We start from the raw sequence: 15,033 nt of genomic DNA, 5'->3' as shown, positions 1-15,033 counted from the left end.
AGCACAAAGCGGAGCTTTGTGCGGGAGCTGGGCGGGGGAGGGGACAAGTGCTTATTCATAGGAGTGGCGGCAGTCCCTCCCCCGCCCAGCGGGGGAGGCTAGGTGGGGGCATTCGTCAGCCAACTCACTCCCCCTTCATCTCCCCCCTCATCCCCCCCGCTTCCACACCGTCGTCTCGATGTAGCGGCTGGCCAGGAACCGGTAGGTCTGCTTCTGCAGCTGCTCGATCTTCGCCGAGCGCTCCATGCTGATCTCGTCCCAGCCGCGCAGCAGATCCTCCCATTCCAGCAGCTTGGCGCGCAGGTCGTCGCGGATCTTGCGGATGAACTGGATGGTCGGGTGGAAGTTGCGCAGGGCGCCGACGATGTCGCCGGTCTGGGCGTCGGCCTGATCGAAGATCATGTCGAATTCGCGCAGCGGCTTGCGGATCAGCCCCTGCATGCGGTTCAGCTCGCTGCAGAAGGTGCGGTCGGTGCGGTAGATGGTGGCGAGCTTGCCCATCGCCAGCTCGATGCGCCGGATGTCCTTGAAGCGGTCGCGCAGCGCCTCGATGTAGGACAGCTCCTGCGCCAGATCGTCGACGCGGTCGGTCAGGTACTGTTCCGCGTTGTTGGTCAGTTTCAGCCGCTCGGCGATCTTCCCGAAGGCGGCAGACATCCGCTCCTTGGTCTGCGGATCCTCGACCAGCTGCTCCAACTGGTCGATGTCGGACACGATCATCTCGCTGCCGGTGAAGGAGGAGACGATCTGCACGGTCAGCCGGCCCTTGGCGATGATGCGGTGCTTGTCGTCCACCGACCAGGAGGCGCGGCCGTCCAGCAACTCGCCCGGGATCTCCTCGCCGGGGCGGATCAGCTTCACGAAGGCCAGCCCCTGTTCGATGATCTCCAGCAGGCGGGCATCGTGGCTGCCATCCTCGATCTGGAAGGACTCGAGCAGGGTGGGAAAGGCCAGCGTCGCCTTCAGGTCGCCCAGCAGGATGTTCAGCACCGCCTCCTTGCCGTTGGGCTCCTGGCAGAAGAAGGCGCCGGGCAGGCTGAAGACCTTGTGCTGGAAGTCGAAATGCGTGTCCCGCATCGGCTGGACCAGCACATTCTCCTTCGCCGCCTTGTCTGCGACCGACGCCTCCGCAGGGTCGGCGGCAGGGCCGGGGCCGGCCGGGTCCGGGGAGGTGGCAGGCTCGCCGCTGGCGGGGGTGTCGGTCATGGGCGGCATGGCGGGGGCGGAACTCGGCGGTGGGTTGCTGCAGTGGATTGCCTGGGCAGACTACAGCAGATCGCGCAAACGGAACCACATCATTGCGAGGACCAGGGCCGGCGTGCGGAAACGCCGTCCGCCGGGGAAGGGCAGGTGGGGGACGCGGGCGAACACGTCGAACCGTCCGGCGGTGCCGGCAACCGCCTCGGCCATCACCCGGCCGGCCATGCCGGCCAGCGCCACGCCATGGCCGGAATAGCCGTGCGCGAACAGCGTGGTCGGCGACAGCCGGCCCAGATGCGGCATGCGGTTCATGGTGATGGCGACCCGGCCGCCCCAGCAATACTCGATCTCGGCGTCGCGCAGCTCCGGGTAGACCGCCAGCATCTTCAGCCGCATCGCCTGCTTCAGGCCCGGCGTGTCGACCCCGGAATAGCTGACGCCGCCGCCGAACAGCAGCCGGTGGTCGGCGGAGCGGCGGAAATAATTCAGCGAGAACTTCAGGTCCGACACCGCGATGTCGGTCGGCAGCAGCGACGCGGCGCGCGCTTCCCCCAGCGGTTCGGTGGCGATCATGTATGTGGCGACCGGCATGATGTGGCGGTCCAGCGCCGGGGCCAGCCCGCCGAGATAGGCGTTGCCGGCCAGGATCAGGTGCTTCGCCCTCACTCCCCCGCGCCCGGTGTCGACCCGCGGCGCCGGGCCGTCGTCGATCGCGATGGCGCGGCTGTGCTCGAAGATGCGCACCCCGGCGGCATCGGCGGCGCGGGCCAGCCCCACCGCGTAGTTCAGCGGGTGCAGATGGCCGCTGCCCTCGTCCAGCAGGCCGCCGATATAGGCGTCGCTGCCGACATGCGCGCGGATGCCCGCCCGGTCGAGCCGCCGGACCCGGCCGTAGCCGTAGCCGTCGCGCATCTCGCGCTCCAGCGCCGCCACGTCCTCCATGTGGCGCTGCTTCAGCGCCGCGAAGGCGAAGCCCCATTTCAGGTCGCAGGCGATGGCGTGGCGCTCCACCCGCTCCGCCAATTGGGCCTTGGCCTCCTCGCCGAAGTCCCACAGGCGGCGCGCATCCTCCTTGCCGACCCAGCCCTCGATGGTCGCCATCGGCTTGTTGTAGCCGGTGATGATCTGGCCGCCGTTGCGCCCCGACGCGCCCCAGCCGCAGCGCTCGGCCTCCAGCAGCACGACGTCGAGGCCGCGTTCGGCCAGTTCCAGCGCCGCGGTCAGGCCGGTGTAGCCGCCGCCGACGATGCAGACGTCGCAGGCGGTCTCGCCTTCCAGGATCGGGCGGTCGGGGCGTGGGGCGGCGGAGGCCGCGTACCAGCTGTTCAGGTAGGTCGCTTTCGGCATGGCCGCAGTTAAGTCCCGGCCGATGGGGCAGGTCAACGGTAAGGCGGAAATTTCACCGGACCGTCATGCTGAACCCACTGGCGCGGGCCGCGGGAAGGGCGTCATAGTGTCGCTGTCGTTCACAGCACGGAGGGGGCTGCCCATCGCCCGGAGCGGTCCGCCATACCCATGGGTTTTATGGAAGACTTCATCAAGAAGAACCGCATCACCGAAGTCGAATGCCTTGTGCCCGACATGTCGGGCATTGCGCGGGGCAAGATCGTCCCCGCCGAAAAATTCCTCCGCATCCTGCGCGACCGCGGCCTGCGCCTGCCCGAGGCGATCTTCGTCCAGACCGTGACCGGCGAGTTCCCCGACGACGAGGACATCACGTCCGACGAGAATTCCGACATCTACATGATCCCGGACGAGCGCACGATCCGCTTCGTGCCCTGGTACACCGAGCCGACGGCGCAGGTCATCACCGACTGCGTCTATGCCGACGGCCGGCCGGTCGACGTCTCGCCCCGCCATGTCCTGAAGCGCGTGCTGGCGCTGTACGAGGAGCGCGGCTGGAAGCCGATGGTGGCGCCTGAGCTGGAATTCTTCCTGGTCCAGGTCAACAAGGATCCCGACTACCCCCTGGTTCCGCCGGTGGGCCGCAACGGCCGGATGGAAAGCGGCCGGCAGGCCTTCGGCATCGATGCCGTCAACGAATTCGACCCGATCTTCGAGGCGGTCTACGATTTCTGCGAGAAGCAGGACATCGACATCGACACGCTGACCCACGAGGCCGGCGCCGCGCAGATCGAGATCAACTTCAACCACGGCGACGCGCTGGAACTGGCCGACCAGGCCTTCCTGTTCAAGCGCACGGCGCGCGAGGCGGCGATCCGCCACCAGATCTATGCCACCTTCATGGCAAAGCCGATGCAGGGCGAACCCGGCAGCGCCATGCACATCCACCAGTCGGTGGTCGATAGCGACAGCGGCCGCAACCTGTTCTCCAACCCCGACGGCACCGACAGCGCCCTGTTCATGGCGCACATCGCCGGGTTGCAGAAATACCTGCCCTACGTGATGCCGCTGCTGGCCCCCAACGTCAACAGCTACCGCCGGCTGGTCCCCAACTCCGATGCGCCGATCAACGTGCATTGGGGCCGGGACAACCGCACCACCGGCCTGCGCGTGCCGGTGTCGCAGCCCGACGCCCGCCGGGTCGAGAACCGGGTCGCCGGGGCGGATGCCAACCCCTATCTCGCCATCGCCGCGTCGCTCGCCTGCGGCTATATCGGCATGACCCAGGGGCTGGAGCCGAACGACCCGATCAAGGGTTCCGCCTACCGCCTCGCCTTCACCCTGCCGCGCCACCAGTCGGAGGCGCTGACCAAGTTCAATGCCTGCAAGCCGTTGAAGGAAATCCTGGGTGAACGCTTCATCGACGCCGTCACCTGCGTGAAGCAGACGGAATACGAGGCCTACAACCGCGTCATCAGCTCCTGGGAACGGGAAAACCTGCTGCTGAACGTCTGATCCCGGCGGCTTCCACCGCTTTCCACCGGGGGGCGGCCCGTGGGGAAACCCGCGGGCCGCCCTTTTACGTATCCGGTCCCCGGCTCCTGCGCCTGCCCGGTGCCGCGCATCCTGCCGGCCGTTTAGCGCTTCGCACCGGCCGACGCCCCGTTTGCCGGCTTTCCTGCCGATGCACCCCGATCGGGCGGAACGGCTGCGCCGGCCGCGAACGGTATCCGCCGGCAGCCCTACCCATACGGGTGCGCCCGCCCAGGCCGTCCGATGGGCCGGCGCCGCATCCATCCCCATCCGCGCCGCCCCTTCGTTGGCGCCAAGCATAAAAACGCAAGATCTCCGCTAACACCATTATGACCGCCGGCGTACCGGAATCGAAGACGGTCCAAGTAAAATTGCAGTGTATTTTCCAAACATATTCGGAGACGGCAAAATGCGGCCCGGTCCGGGCGTCGGATTTCGTGCGCGCTCTATTTGTTATCTCCTTTGAAAACGGTCAAGACGCCAGGCCGTCTTTTCCTGGGCCGCAGCGGTTCACGGCAGCCGCCGTCGCGGCGTGCCTCCGACCGCCCGGCCGGACCCCGCGGCCGGCAAAAAAAGCACCTGTCAGACGCAACCGATGGATGGCCAAGCATGAGCATGCAACCTGCGATCCCGTCCCTTCGAACACGCCTTCACAGCGTCGGTCGGGTCCAGCGCAGCGTCGTCGCCGCATTGATGTTCATCGTGCTGACCACCGGCCTGCTGGGGCTGGTCCTGCATCGCGGCGGCCATGCCAGCAACCTGACCGACATCCAGAATCTGGTCGTGCTGGAGAATCCCGACCTGATCCCGGTCGATTCCTGGGATCCGATGATCGCGGCGCTGGATTGGCTGCACGAGCGCCCCGGCGAGAATGTCTATGACGGGGTCTTCTTCAAGCAGCACGTCAAGTTCCAGTATCCGGTGACCTCGCTGCTGCCGCTGGAGGCGATGAAGGCGCTTGGGGTGCTGGACCTCCACGCCTTCTCGCGGATCAACCTGCTGCTCGTGCTGGCGACGGCGGCCGGCATGGCGATCCTGGTGCTGGAGATGGCGGCCTGGCTGCGGTTGCCCGGCGCTCGCGACGACCGGGCGACCCAGCTTCTGCTGGGCGGCTTCGGCTTCGCCGCGACCCTGTGCTTCTACCCGGTGCTGAAGGCCTTCTCGCTGGGGCAGGTCCAGGTCTGGCTGAACGCCGCCTTCGTCTTCGCCTGCATCGCGCTGCTGCGCGACCGGCGGATGCTGTGCGGCGCGCTCCTGGGGGCGTCCTCCCTGATGAAGCCGCAGATGTCGCTGTTCCTGGCCTGGGCGCTGGTGCGCGGCGACTGGCGGATGGCGGCGGGCTGGGCCGCCGTGGTGGTGCCGGGAGTGGCGCTGGCGACGCTGCTCTACGGCTTCGCGCCGATGGTCGACTATCTCGACGTGCTGCTGTTCATCGGCCGGCATGGCGAGAGCTATCACGTCAACCAGACCGTCAACGGGCTGGTCAACCGGCTGCTGCACAACGGCAACAATCTCGACTGGTCGGCTGACTCCTTCGCCCCCTACCATCCGGCGGTCCATGCCGCGACCCAGATTTCCGGCCTCGCCTTCGTCGCCGTCGGCCTGCTGTGGCGGCGTCGCGACCGCGGGGCGGAACGGATCGTCGCCTTCACCGTGGCCGGCGTCTGCTTTACCGTCGGCTCGCCGGTCGCCTGGGTGCATCACTTCGGCATCCTGCTGCCGGCCTTCGCGCTGGCCTTCCTGATCCTGATGGAACCTGGGGCGCGGCGTTCGGCGACCGCGCCCGCCGTGCTGGCCACCGTGTTGGCGGTTGCCTATTTCCTTGCCGGCAACCTGCTATTCTGGCCGCTCAACGCGCTGGCCGACACGCCGCTGAACATCCTGCAATCCTACCTGTTCCTGGCCACGCTGATGCTGCTGGCGCTGCTGTACCGTCTTGCCGGCTGGCACGACCGTGCGGCCCTGCCGCCGTGGAGCGGGGCCGAGGCCGGCGGCACCGACCTCACTCCCTCCACCCTCACCGCCACCACGCTCACCCCTGCCACTCCTGCGGAGCCCCCCGCCGTCGAAGAGCCGCCCTTGTTCGTCGACCTCGACGGCACGCTGCTGAAGACCGACCTGCTGTATGAATCGCTGTTCGGCCTGATCAAGGCGCAGCCCTGGGCGGCGCTGCTGGTCCCGCTCTGGCTGGCCGGTGGCAAGGCGCGGCTGAAGGCCGAACTGGCCCGTCGGGTGGAGATCGACCCGGCCTCCCTAGTCTACAACCCCGCCGTCCTGGAACGGCTGGAGGCGGAGCGCAGCCGTGGCCGCCGGCTGGTGCTGGCCACCGCCGCGCACCATCGCTACGCCGATGCCATCGCCCGGCACCTCGGCCTGTTCGACCAGGTGCTGGCCAGCAACGACGGCGTCAACCTGAAGGCCGGGCGCAAGTGCGAGGCCATCCGGGCGCAGGTGCCGTCGGGCGTCTTCGACTACATAGGCAACGACGAGGCCGATTTCGCGATCTGGCGCGCCGCCCGCCGCGGCGTGGCGGTGAACGCCTCGTCCGCCGTGATCCGCCATGCCGCGACGCTCTGCCCGCTGGAGACCATCGCCACGCCGGGCCGGCCGCGCCTGCTGCTGATCCTGCGGGCGCTGCGCCTGCACCAGTGGCTGAAGAACCTGCTGGTCTTCGTGCCGCTGCTGGCCGGCAACAAGCTGGGCGAGGTCGGGCCGACCCTGCAGGCGATGGCGGCCTTCCTCGCCTTCGGCCTGTGCGCGTCGAGCATCTATGTGCTGAACGACCTGCTCGACCTGCCGGCCGACCGCCGCCACCCGCGCAAGCGCCGCCGGCCCTTCGCCTCGGGAGAGTTGCCGCTCGATCTCGGCCTGTCGCTGATCCCGGGGCTGTTGCTGGCGAGCGTCGCCGTCGCGGTGCTGGCCCTGCCGCCGCTGTTCCTGGCGGCGCTGGCCGCCTATGCCGGCTCGTCGCTGTTCTACAACCTGTTCGCCAAGAACCGGGTCATCTGGGACGTGATGCTGCTGGCCGGGCTCTATTCGCTGCGCGTGCTGGGCGGCGCCACCGCGACGGCCATCGTCCCGTCCTTCTGGCTGCTGGCCTTCTCGATGTTCCTGTTCCTCAGCCTGGCGATGGTGAAGCGCTATTCCGAGATGGACAGCATGCTGAAGCTCGGGCTGGGGCAGGCGGAGGGCCGCGGCTACCTGACCGCCGACATGCCGGTTCTGCAATCCATCGGCGTGTCCGCCGGCTTCCTGTCGGTGCTGGTGATGGCGCTCTACATCAACAGCCCGGAGGTCGGCCGCGTCTATGACCGGCCCGAGGCGCTGTGGATCGTCTGCCCGCTGCTGCTCTTCTGGATCGGGCGGGTGTGGCTGCAGACCCACCGCGGGCTGATGCACGACGACCCGGTGGTCTTCGCCGCCCGCGACAAGTGGAGCATCGCCATCGGCCTGGTCTGTGCCGTCGCGCTCGCCCTCGGCCGGGCCTGAGCCCGACAGCCGTTCCTTTCCCCTTCTTCCCGCCCCCTTCTTCCCGGAGCCCCCATGCCCATCGGCATCGTCGGATTGATCCTGCTGAGCGTCACCCTGTCGGCCCTGGCGCAGATTTCCCTGAAGATCGGCATGTCCAGCCCCCAGGTCTCGACCGCTCTGGCGGCGGGGGAGGCGGGGCGGATCGCCCTGTCTGTGGTCGCCACGCCGCATATCCTGACCGGGCTCGCCTGCTACGGGTTGGGGATGGTGGTGTGGCTGGCGGTTCTGGCCAAGGTCGACGTCACCATGGCCTATCCCTTCGTCGGGCTGGGCTTCCTGGTCACGCTGGCGCTCGGCGTCCTGCTGCTGGGCGAGACCCTGACGCCGGTCCGGCTGGTCGGCACGCTGCTGGTGGTTCTGGGTGTGGTGCTGACCGCACAGAGTTGACAGGATAAAATCCCGCTCCCGCACCCCGTATTCCTGAATATGACGGCGCTGTGACAATAGTCGCGGCGCCTTCTTTTTTGCAGTGCGTCAATATTATCGGCACACGACTGGCTGTATTTGAGTGAATACCATGATATGGCAACGTTCTGTGCCGTCGAATCTTTCAAATTCAAAATGGAATGTCATGATTCGGGCATTGACCGGAAATGTTCGGTGGGTATAACTGACAGCATATTCGCGAGCAAAAACACCAGAAGACACAATTTTTAGCGACAGGCGGCCCTGTTGCCGGCCGATGGCCGTCATCCGGGAAAAGGATTTCCTTTGCCGGCCGCGACGCCTTCCGTGCGGGATTTTGCATCCGCGCGGTCGCGGACGGCCGCCGTCCTCATCACCACCCGCATCCCCCACTGTCGATCCCACACTGCCGAGGAGTCGTCCGCCGATGAGCACCGAGCCCCAGAACAAGACGTCCGTCCGCCCCTATGGTCCGGCCATTGTCGAGGCCATTTCGACCGGCGACCTCGCGAAGATGAAGGAGGTCGCCGCGGCGGCCGAAGAGCATCTGGCCCAGTACGGCGACGTCGGTCGGCTGCTGCAGCATCTGAAGATCGAGATCGCCAAGGCCGAAGCCTCCGCCTGAGGCCGGCCATACCGGTTCCGCACTCCGTTCCCATCCCGCGTTCCACCGACAGGAGACCTGAAAGATGTCCGAACTGGCCCGCTTCCCGCATTACCCGATGTACATGGCCACCATCACCGACGCGATCGCCAAGGGCGATCTCGCCCAGATGAAGACCCTCCAGGCCCAGGCCGAAGAGGTCCTGACCGCCTATGGCGACATCCCGACCGCGCTGCAGCTGCTGAAGGTCGAGATCGCCAAGGCCGAGGCCGCCGCCGGCTGATCCGGCATGTGCCCGCCCCGACGGACTCCGGTCCGGCGGGGCGGTGCGCCGTCCATCCGCAGATGCTGATTTCGCAGACCGCAGACCGCAGACCGCAGACCAAGGATCCCGGCATCATGGACCAGACGATTCCCGGCCTCGTTCCCGCCCGCTCGCCGTCCGAAGAGCCGCCGCGGGACCATGTCCCGGCGCGTTTCTGCGACGCGGAGGATTACCGCCGGCTGGTTCCCGTCCATGTGGTGTGGGAGATCACGCTGGCCTGCAACCTGAAATGCCTGCATTGCGGCTCGCGCGCCGGCCGCCCCCGCCCGGACGAGCTGGACACCGGGGAGGCGCTGGACCTCGTCGACCGGCTGGCGGCGCTGGGCACCCGCGAGATTTCGCTGATCGGCGGCGAGGCCTATCTGCGCCGGGATTGGCTGGAGATCGTCCGGCGCTGCCGCAGCCACGGCATGCGCACCTCGATGCAGACCGGCGCCCGCAACCTGACCGACGGCCGCATCGATGCGGCGGCGGAGGCCGGGCTGCAGGCCATCGGCGTGTCCATCGACGGCATGCCCGAGCTGCACGACCGCGTCCGCGGCGTTCCGGGATCCTACGAGCAGGCCATCGGCGCCCTGCGCCGGGCCAAGGCGCGCGGGCTGGCGGTGTCGGCCAACACCCAGATCGGCCCGGAAACCCCGGACCATCTGCCGGCGATCATGGACGCCATCATCGAGGCCGGGGCGACCCACTGGCAGATCCAGTTCACCGTCGCCATGGGCAATGCGGTGGACAATCCCGACCTGATCCTCCAGCCCCATCGGCTGATCGAGGTGATGCCGCTGCTGGCCCGGCTCTACCGCGAGGGGCTGGACCGCGGGCTGCTGATGGTGATGGGCAACAATGTCGGCTATTATGGCCCGTACGAGCGGCTGTGGCGCGGCTTCGGCGACGAGGCGCAGCATTGGAGCGGCTGTTCGGCCGGCCAGACCGGGATCGGCATCGAGGCGGACGGCACGATCAAGGGCTGCCCGTCGCTGGCGACCTCGCTCTACGCCTCCGGCAACATCCGCGACATGACGCTGGAGGACATCTGGCGCCTGTCCGACCGCATGGCCTTCGCCCGCACCCGCTCGGTCGACGAGCTGTGGGGCTATTGCCGGACCTGCTATTACGCCGACGCCTGCCGCGCCGGCTGCACCTGGACCTCCGAATCGCTGCTGGGCAAACGCGGCAACAATCCCTACTGCCATTACCGGGTGCTCGACCTCGCCAGGCATGGCCTGCGCGAGCGGGTGGTGAAGATCAAGGACGCCCCGAAGGAGGCCTTCGCCATCGGCGAGTTCGCCCTGATCACCGAGCCGATTCCCGGCGTGGATTCGCCGGGCCTGCCCGAGCGCGACCCGGCCAAGGTGCATCGCCACAGTTACGAGCGGTCGGAGGAAGGCGGCGCGGTGCCGCCCAGCCTGACGCTCTGCCGCGCCTGCAACCAGTATATCTGGCCGCACGAGACCGATTGCCCCCATTGCGGTGCCGACGTCGCGGCGGCGGCGGCCCGCCACGACGTCGACAGCGCCCGCCGCCGCGCCCTGATCCGCGAGACCCAGCGCCTGCTGGACGAAGCCAGAGCGGCGAAGGCGGCGGCGAAGGCGGCGGCGAAGGAGGCGGCAAAGGAGGCGGTTGCGACGGCCGGGGCCGGCGCCAAGTCCTGAGTTCCTCCACGGCGACTTTCGCCATTCCGGCCAAGGCGCTGGGGCCGAAGCGAATCTGCGCCCCCGACCGGACCCAGACCGTTGACAACGCACCCGGGCGTGGGTGCAATAGCGCCCGCGCTCAGGGTTCGCCGTGGGGATGAAGCGGCACCCGCAACAGAAACGAACAGGTCGGGGCAAACCATGAAAAAACTCGCTCTCAGCCTCATCGGCGCGGTCGCGGCGGTCGCCATCGCCGGGCCGGCGCTGGCCCAGTCCAAGAAGCCGGTCAACATCTACATCTGGAACGATTATCTGGGTGAAACGACCCTCGCCGACTTCACCAAGGCCACGGGCGCTGAGACGAAGGTCGACCTGTACGACAGCCTGGAGCTGCTGGAGCAGAAGGTGCTCGTCGGCAAGTCGGGCTACGACGTCATCGTCCCCACCGCCGAGCCGACGCTGTCGCGCCTGATCCAGGCCAAGGTGGTGGGGCCGCTCGACAAGTCGAAGATCCCCAACTACAAGAACATCGATCCCAAGGTCCTGAAGCTGCTGGAGAATTCGGATCCCGGCAACAAGTTCGCGGTGCCCTATCTCGGCGGCACCGTCGGCATCGCCATCATCCCGGAAAAGATCAGGGCGGTCGCCCCCGACGTGGCGCTCGACAGCTGGGACCTGATCTTCAAGCCCGACGTGGCGAAGAAGGTCGCGGCCTGCGGCATCACCGTGATGGATTCGGCCATCGACGTCATCCCGTCGGTGTTGAACTATCTCGGCCTCGACCCGAACTCCGAGAAGAAGGAGGATCTGGAGAAGGTCGAAAAGACGCTGATGGCGGTCCGCCCCTACATCAAGCGCTTCGTGACCGGCGAGAACATCAACATCCTGGCCGGCGGCGACGCCTGCGTCGTGATGGCCTACAATGGCGACGCCATCCAGGGCGCCGCCCGCGCCGCCGAGGCCAAGAGCGCCAAGGTCGAATACGTCACGCCCAAGGAAGGCGTCCAGGTCTGGTGGGACACGCTGGCGGTGCCGGCCGACGCGCCCAACAAGGACGGGGCGTACCAGTTCATCAATTTCGCGCTCGACCCGGCCAACATGGCCAACATCTCCAACAAGGTCAGCTACGCCAACGCCGTGCCGGCCTCGCTGCCGATGGTCGCCGACGACATCAAGTCGAACCCCGGCATCTTCCTGCCGGCCGACAGCACGATGAAGCTGTTCTCGCTGAAGCAGATCAAGCAGGCCACCGACCGCGCCCGCACCCGTGTGTGGACCAAGGTCAAGACCGGCAAGTAAGCCGATCCCGTGGGGCGCCCACCGGCGCGCCGACCCGCCCCGGCCGATCCCCAGCGATGGGGAACGGCCGGGGCGTCGTCATGAAAGAGGATACCGGATGGCCGGTCAGCAGATTCGCAAGCCCACCCGCCTGGAACCATGGCAGGACGCGGGCCAGACCCCTTATGTCCGTATCGAGAAGGTGACCAAGACCTTCGGCGACTTCGTCGCGGTGGACGAGGTCAGCCTGTCGATCTACCGCAACGAGTTCTTCGCGCTGCTGGGCGGCTCGGGCTCGGGCAAGACGACGCTGCTGCGCATGCTGGCGGGCTTCGAACAGCCGACCGAGGGCAAAATCTACATCGACGGCGTCGACATGGCCGGCATCCCGCCCTATGAGCGGCCGGTCAACATGATGTTTCAGTCCTACGCCCTGTTCCCGCACATGACGGTGGAGCAGAACGTCGCCTTCGGCCTCAAGCAGGACGGGGTTGCCAAGGCGGAGATCCGCGACCGGGTGGCGGAGATGCTGGGGATGGTCCAGCTGTCGGCCTTCGGCAAGCGCCGCCCGCACCAGCTGTCCGGCGGCCAGCGCCAGCGCGTCGCGCTCGCCCGCTCGCTGGTCAAGCGGCCGAAGCTGCTGCTGCTGGACGAGCCGCTGGGCGCGCTCGACAAGAAGCTGCGCGAACGCACCCAGTTCGAGCTGGTGAACATCCAGGAGAAGCTCGGCGTCACCTTCATCGTCGTCACCCACGACCAGGAGGAGGCGATGACCATGTCGTCGCGCATTGCCGTGATGAACCATGGCGTCATCGCGCAGGTGGGCACGCCGACCGAGATCTACGAATATCCGCACAACCGCTTCGTCGCCGAATTCATCGGCTCGATCAACATGTTCGAGGGCCGCGTGGTTTCGACGGAGGGCGATCAGGTCCTGGTCGCCTCGGAGGAGGCCGGCTGCGAGCTGCTGATCGCCCACGCCACCCCGGCCCCGGCCGGGTCGCCCGTCTCGGTCGCCATCCGGCCGGAGAAGATCGCCCTGTCCAAGGAGCCGGCGGAGGCCGGAGACGGCCGCAACGGCACCACCGGCATCGTGCGCGAGATCGCCTATCTCGGCGACGTGTCGATCTATCTGGTGCAGCTGCCGACCGGCAAGACGGTGCGGGTCACCGCCCCCAACGTCACCCGCCGCACCGAGATGCCGATCACCTGGGAGGACGAGGTCAGCTTGAGCTGGCGGCCCTTCGCCGGCGTGGTGCTGACCCAATGAACGCGGTCGTCTCCAGCCTCGTTTCCGGGCTCAGCCGGATCGGGCTGTGGGGCCGCGGCGTGGTCGTCGCCATCCCCTATCTGTGGCTGCTGCTGTTCTTCCTGGTGCCCTTCCTGATCGTCTTCGGCATCAGCTTCTCCGAATCGATCATCGCCCAGCCGCCCTATTCGTCGCTGGTCGAGTGGCTGACCGACGAGGATGCCGGCACCTCGAAGCTGCAGATCCTGCTGAACATCGGCAATTACTTCCGGCTGGGCGGCGACGACCTCTACATCCTCGCCTACCTGAACTCGCTGCGGATCGCGGCGGTCACCACGCTGCTGTGTCTCGCCATCGGCTATCCCATGGCCTACGCCATCGCCAGGGCCGACCCGGCGCGGCGCGGGCCGCTGATGATGCTGGTGATCCTGCCCTTCTGGACCAGCTTCCTGATCCGCATCTATGCCTGGATCGGCATCCTCAAGGGCAACGGCGTCATCAGCAACCTGCTGGAATGGACCGGGATCACCAGCGGGCCGGTGGAGATCCTCTATTCCGACTGGGCAGTCTATATCGGCATGACCTATTGCTACCTGCCCTTCATGGTGCTGCCGCTCTATTCCACGCTGGAGAAGATGGATCCCAGCCTGCTGGAGGCGGCGGCCGACCTCGGCTCGCGGCCCTTCAAGTCCTTCCTGGCGATCACCCTGCCGCTGTCGCTGCCCGGCATCGTCGCCGGCTCGCTGCTGGTCTTCATCCCGGCGGTCGGCGAGTTCGTGACGCCGGAGCTGCTGGGCGGTCCCGACACGCTGATGATCGGCCGCGTGCTGTGGAACGAGTTCTTCGCCAACCGCGACTGGCCGGTCGCCTCGGCGGTCGCCATCGCGCTGCTGCTGGTGCTGGTGGTGCCGATCATGATCTTCCAGCATGTCCAGGGCAAAGAGGCGGAGGCCGGCCGATGAGACGGATCGGGTTCCTGTCCTGGGCGCTGTGGTTCGGCTATGCCTTCCTCTACGTTCCCATCGCCCTGCTGATCGTCTACAGCTTCAACGAGTCGCGTCTGGTGACGGTGTGGAGCGGCTTTTCGACCAAATGGTACGGCGAGCTGATCCACAACGACACCCTGCTCGACGCGGCGTTGCTGTCTTTCCAGGTGGCGGCGGTGTCGGCGACCGTGGCGGTGCTGCTCGGCACCTGCGCCGGGCTGGCGCTGACGCGCTTCGGCCGGTTCCGCGGGCGCACCCTGTTCGGCGGCATGATCACCGCGCCGCTGGTCATGCCCGAGGTCATCACCGGCCTGTCGCTGCTGCTGCTGTTCGTGGCGATGGAGCAATGGCTGGGCTGGCCCGACGGGCGCGGCGTCACCACCATCACCATCGCCCACACCACCTTCACCATGTCCTATGTCGCGGTGGTCATCCAATCCAGGCTGGCCGGCATGGACGGCAGCCTGGAGGAGGCGGCGATGGATCTGGGCGCCCGCCCGGCCAAGGTCTTCTTCGTCATCACCCTGCCGCTGATCGCCCCGGCGCTGGTCGCCGGCTGGCTGCTGGCCTTCACCCTGTCGCTGGATGACGTGGTGGTGGCCAGCTTCGTCTCCGGCCCCGGATCGACGACGCTGCCGATGGTGATCTTCTCCAGCGTGAAGTTCGGCATCAGCCCGCAGATCAACGCGCTGGCCACCCTGATGGTGCTGGTGGTGGCGACCGGCATCTTCGTCGCCAGCCTCGTCATGGCAAGGCAGGAGCGCCAGCGCAAACGCGACGAGCAGATGGCGATCCAGAACGGTTGAACCGCCGCTTATCGGCCGGCTTTTAGGCACTGTGCGGGCCGGTCCGCAGGCCTGTCCATCCGCGCGCGGCAGACCCGTGCCGCCGCGGATGGCAATTGCCCGTTTCTTTTGCTATGTTGACGTCATCGTCAACAGCGA

Annotated in this window: 12 protein-coding genes; 10 read left to right on the top strand and 2 right to left on the bottom strand. The window is 67.3% G+C overall.

Going from position 1 to position 15,033, the window contains the following annotated elements:
* Positions 1-147 precede the first annotated feature (147 nt).
* Positions 148-1,206 carry a hypothetical protein gene (locus ABMY26_RS04785; protein ID WP_372394348.1) on the bottom strand — a complete coding sequence of 353 codons (1,059 nt, stop codon included), beginning with the start codon at positions 1,204-1,206 and terminating at the stop codon, positions 148-150.
* 60 nt (positions 1,207-1,266) lie between these two features.
* Positions 1,267-2,547: an NAD(P)/FAD-dependent oxidoreductase gene (locus tag ABMY26_RS04780; protein WP_372394347.1), complete on the bottom strand. Its 1,281-nt coding sequence runs from the start codon at positions 2,545-2,547 to the stop codon at positions 1,267-1,269.
* Between the two features lie 168 nt (positions 2,548-2,715).
* Here ABMY26_RS04780 and ABMY26_RS04775 point away from each other — a divergent pair, with 168 nt between their 5' ends.
* The 10 genes from ABMY26_RS04775 (at position 2,716) to ABMY26_RS04730 (ending at position 14,895) form a co-directional block, all read left to right on the top strand.
* Positions 2,716-4,059, top strand: coding sequence for a glutamine synthetase family protein (locus ABMY26_RS04775; protein WP_372394346.1), 1,344 nt, complete (start codon positions 2,716-2,718; stop codon positions 4,057-4,059).
* A 627-nt stretch (positions 4,060-4,686) separates the two neighbouring features.
* Positions 4,687-7,566, top strand: coding sequence for a UbiA family prenyltransferase (locus tag ABMY26_RS04770; RefSeq protein WP_372394345.1), 2,880 nt, complete (start codon positions 4,687-4,689; stop codon positions 7,564-7,566).
* Positions 7,567-7,620: 54 nt separating this feature from the next.
* Complete coding sequence (locus ABMY26_RS04765; RefSeq protein ID WP_045586233.1) at positions 7,621-7,995, top strand: EamA family transporter; 375 nt, start codon at positions 7,621-7,623, stop codon at positions 7,993-7,995.
* Positions 7,996-8,440: 445 nt separating this feature from the next.
* A complete protein-coding gene (locus tag ABMY26_RS04760; RefSeq protein ID WP_045586234.1) occupies positions 8,441-8,638 on the top strand; it encodes a DUF1843 domain-containing protein in 198 nt (65 codons plus the stop codon).
* A gap of 64 nt (positions 8,639-8,702) precedes the next feature.
* The gene (locus tag ABMY26_RS04755; RefSeq protein WP_372394344.1) at positions 8,703-8,900 is read left to right on the top strand and encodes a DUF1843 domain-containing protein; all 198 of its coding nucleotides are present in this window, start codon (positions 8,703-8,705) and stop codon (positions 8,898-8,900) included.
* A 116-nt stretch (positions 8,901-9,016) separates the two neighbouring features.
* Complete coding sequence (locus tag ABMY26_RS04750) at positions 9,017-10,594, top strand: GDL motif peptide-associated radical SAM/SPASM maturase (protein WP_372394343.1); 1,578 nt, start codon at positions 9,017-9,019, stop codon at positions 10,592-10,594.
* Between the two features lie 183 nt (positions 10,595-10,777).
* Positions 10,778-11,875, top strand: coding sequence for an extracellular solute-binding protein (locus ABMY26_RS04745; protein ID WP_372394342.1), 1,098 nt, complete (start codon positions 10,778-10,780; stop codon positions 11,873-11,875).
* Positions 11,876-11,972: 97 nt separating this feature from the next.
* Positions 11,973-13,124: an ABC transporter ATP-binding protein gene (locus ABMY26_RS04740; protein ID WP_372394341.1), complete on the top strand. Its 1,152-nt coding sequence runs from the start codon at positions 11,973-11,975 to the stop codon at positions 13,122-13,124.
* The gene (locus ABMY26_RS04735; RefSeq protein ID WP_372394340.1) at positions 13,121-14,065 is read left to right on the top strand and encodes an ABC transporter permease subunit; all 945 of its coding nucleotides are present in this window, start codon (positions 13,121-13,123) and stop codon (positions 14,063-14,065) included. Before ABMY26_RS04740 ends, ABMY26_RS04735 begins: the two co-directional genes overlap by 4 nt.
* A complete protein-coding gene (locus ABMY26_RS04730; RefSeq protein WP_372394339.1) occupies positions 14,062-14,895 on the top strand; it encodes an ABC transporter permease subunit in 834 nt (277 codons plus the stop codon). Before ABMY26_RS04735 ends, ABMY26_RS04730 begins: the two co-directional genes overlap by 4 nt.
* Positions 14,896-15,033: the final 138 nt, after the last annotated feature.

It is taken from the genome of Azospirillum sp. HJ39 (assembly GCF_041507355.1).
GTDB lineage: Bacteria > Pseudomonadota > Alphaproteobacteria > Azospirillales > Azospirillaceae > Azospirillum > Azospirillum thiophilum.
Note: the sequence above shows the minus strand (reverse complement) of the source record. Positions and strands in the feature narration are given on the sequence as shown.

Bases quoted from the DNA above. Each gene is read 5' to 3' on its own strand.
- ABMY26_RS04785 (WP_372394348.1), bottom strand. From the start codon at position 1,206: ATGACCGACACCCCCGCCAGCGGCGAGCCTGCCACCTCCCCGGACCCG.
- ABMY26_RS04780 (WP_372394347.1), bottom strand. From the start codon at position 2,547: ATGCCGAAAGCGACCTACCTGAACAGCTGGTACGCGGCCTCCGCCGCC.
- ABMY26_RS04775 (WP_372394346.1), top strand. From the start codon at position 2,716: ATGGGTTTTATGGAAGACTTCATCAAGAAGAACCGCATCACCGAAGTC.
- ABMY26_RS04770 (WP_372394345.1), top strand. From the start codon at position 4,687: ATGAGCATGCAACCTGCGATCCCGTCCCTTCGAACACGCCTTCACAGC.
- ABMY26_RS04765 (WP_045586233.1), top strand. From the start codon at position 7,621: ATGCCCATCGGCATCGTCGGATTGATCCTGCTGAGCGTCACCCTGTCG.
- ABMY26_RS04760 (WP_045586234.1), top strand. From the start codon at position 8,441: ATGAGCACCGAGCCCCAGAACAAGACGTCCGTCCGCCCCTATGGTCCG.
- ABMY26_RS04755 (WP_372394344.1), top strand. From the start codon at position 8,703: ATGTCCGAACTGGCCCGCTTCCCGCATTACCCGATGTACATGGCCACC.
- ABMY26_RS04750 (WP_372394343.1), top strand. From the start codon at position 9,017: ATGGACCAGACGATTCCCGGCCTCGTTCCCGCCCGCTCGCCGTCCGAA.
- ABMY26_RS04745 (WP_372394342.1), top strand. From the start codon at position 10,778: ATGAAAAAACTCGCTCTCAGCCTCATCGGCGCGGTCGCGGCGGTCGCC.
- ABMY26_RS04740 (WP_372394341.1), top strand. From the start codon at position 11,973: ATGGCCGGTCAGCAGATTCGCAAGCCCACCCGCCTGGAACCATGGCAG.
- ABMY26_RS04735 (WP_372394340.1), top strand. From the start codon at position 13,121: ATGAACGCGGTCGTCTCCAGCCTCGTTTCCGGGCTCAGCCGGATCGGG.
- ABMY26_RS04730 (WP_372394339.1), top strand. From the start codon at position 14,062: ATGAGACGGATCGGGTTCCTGTCCTGGGCGCTGTGGTTCGGCTATGCC.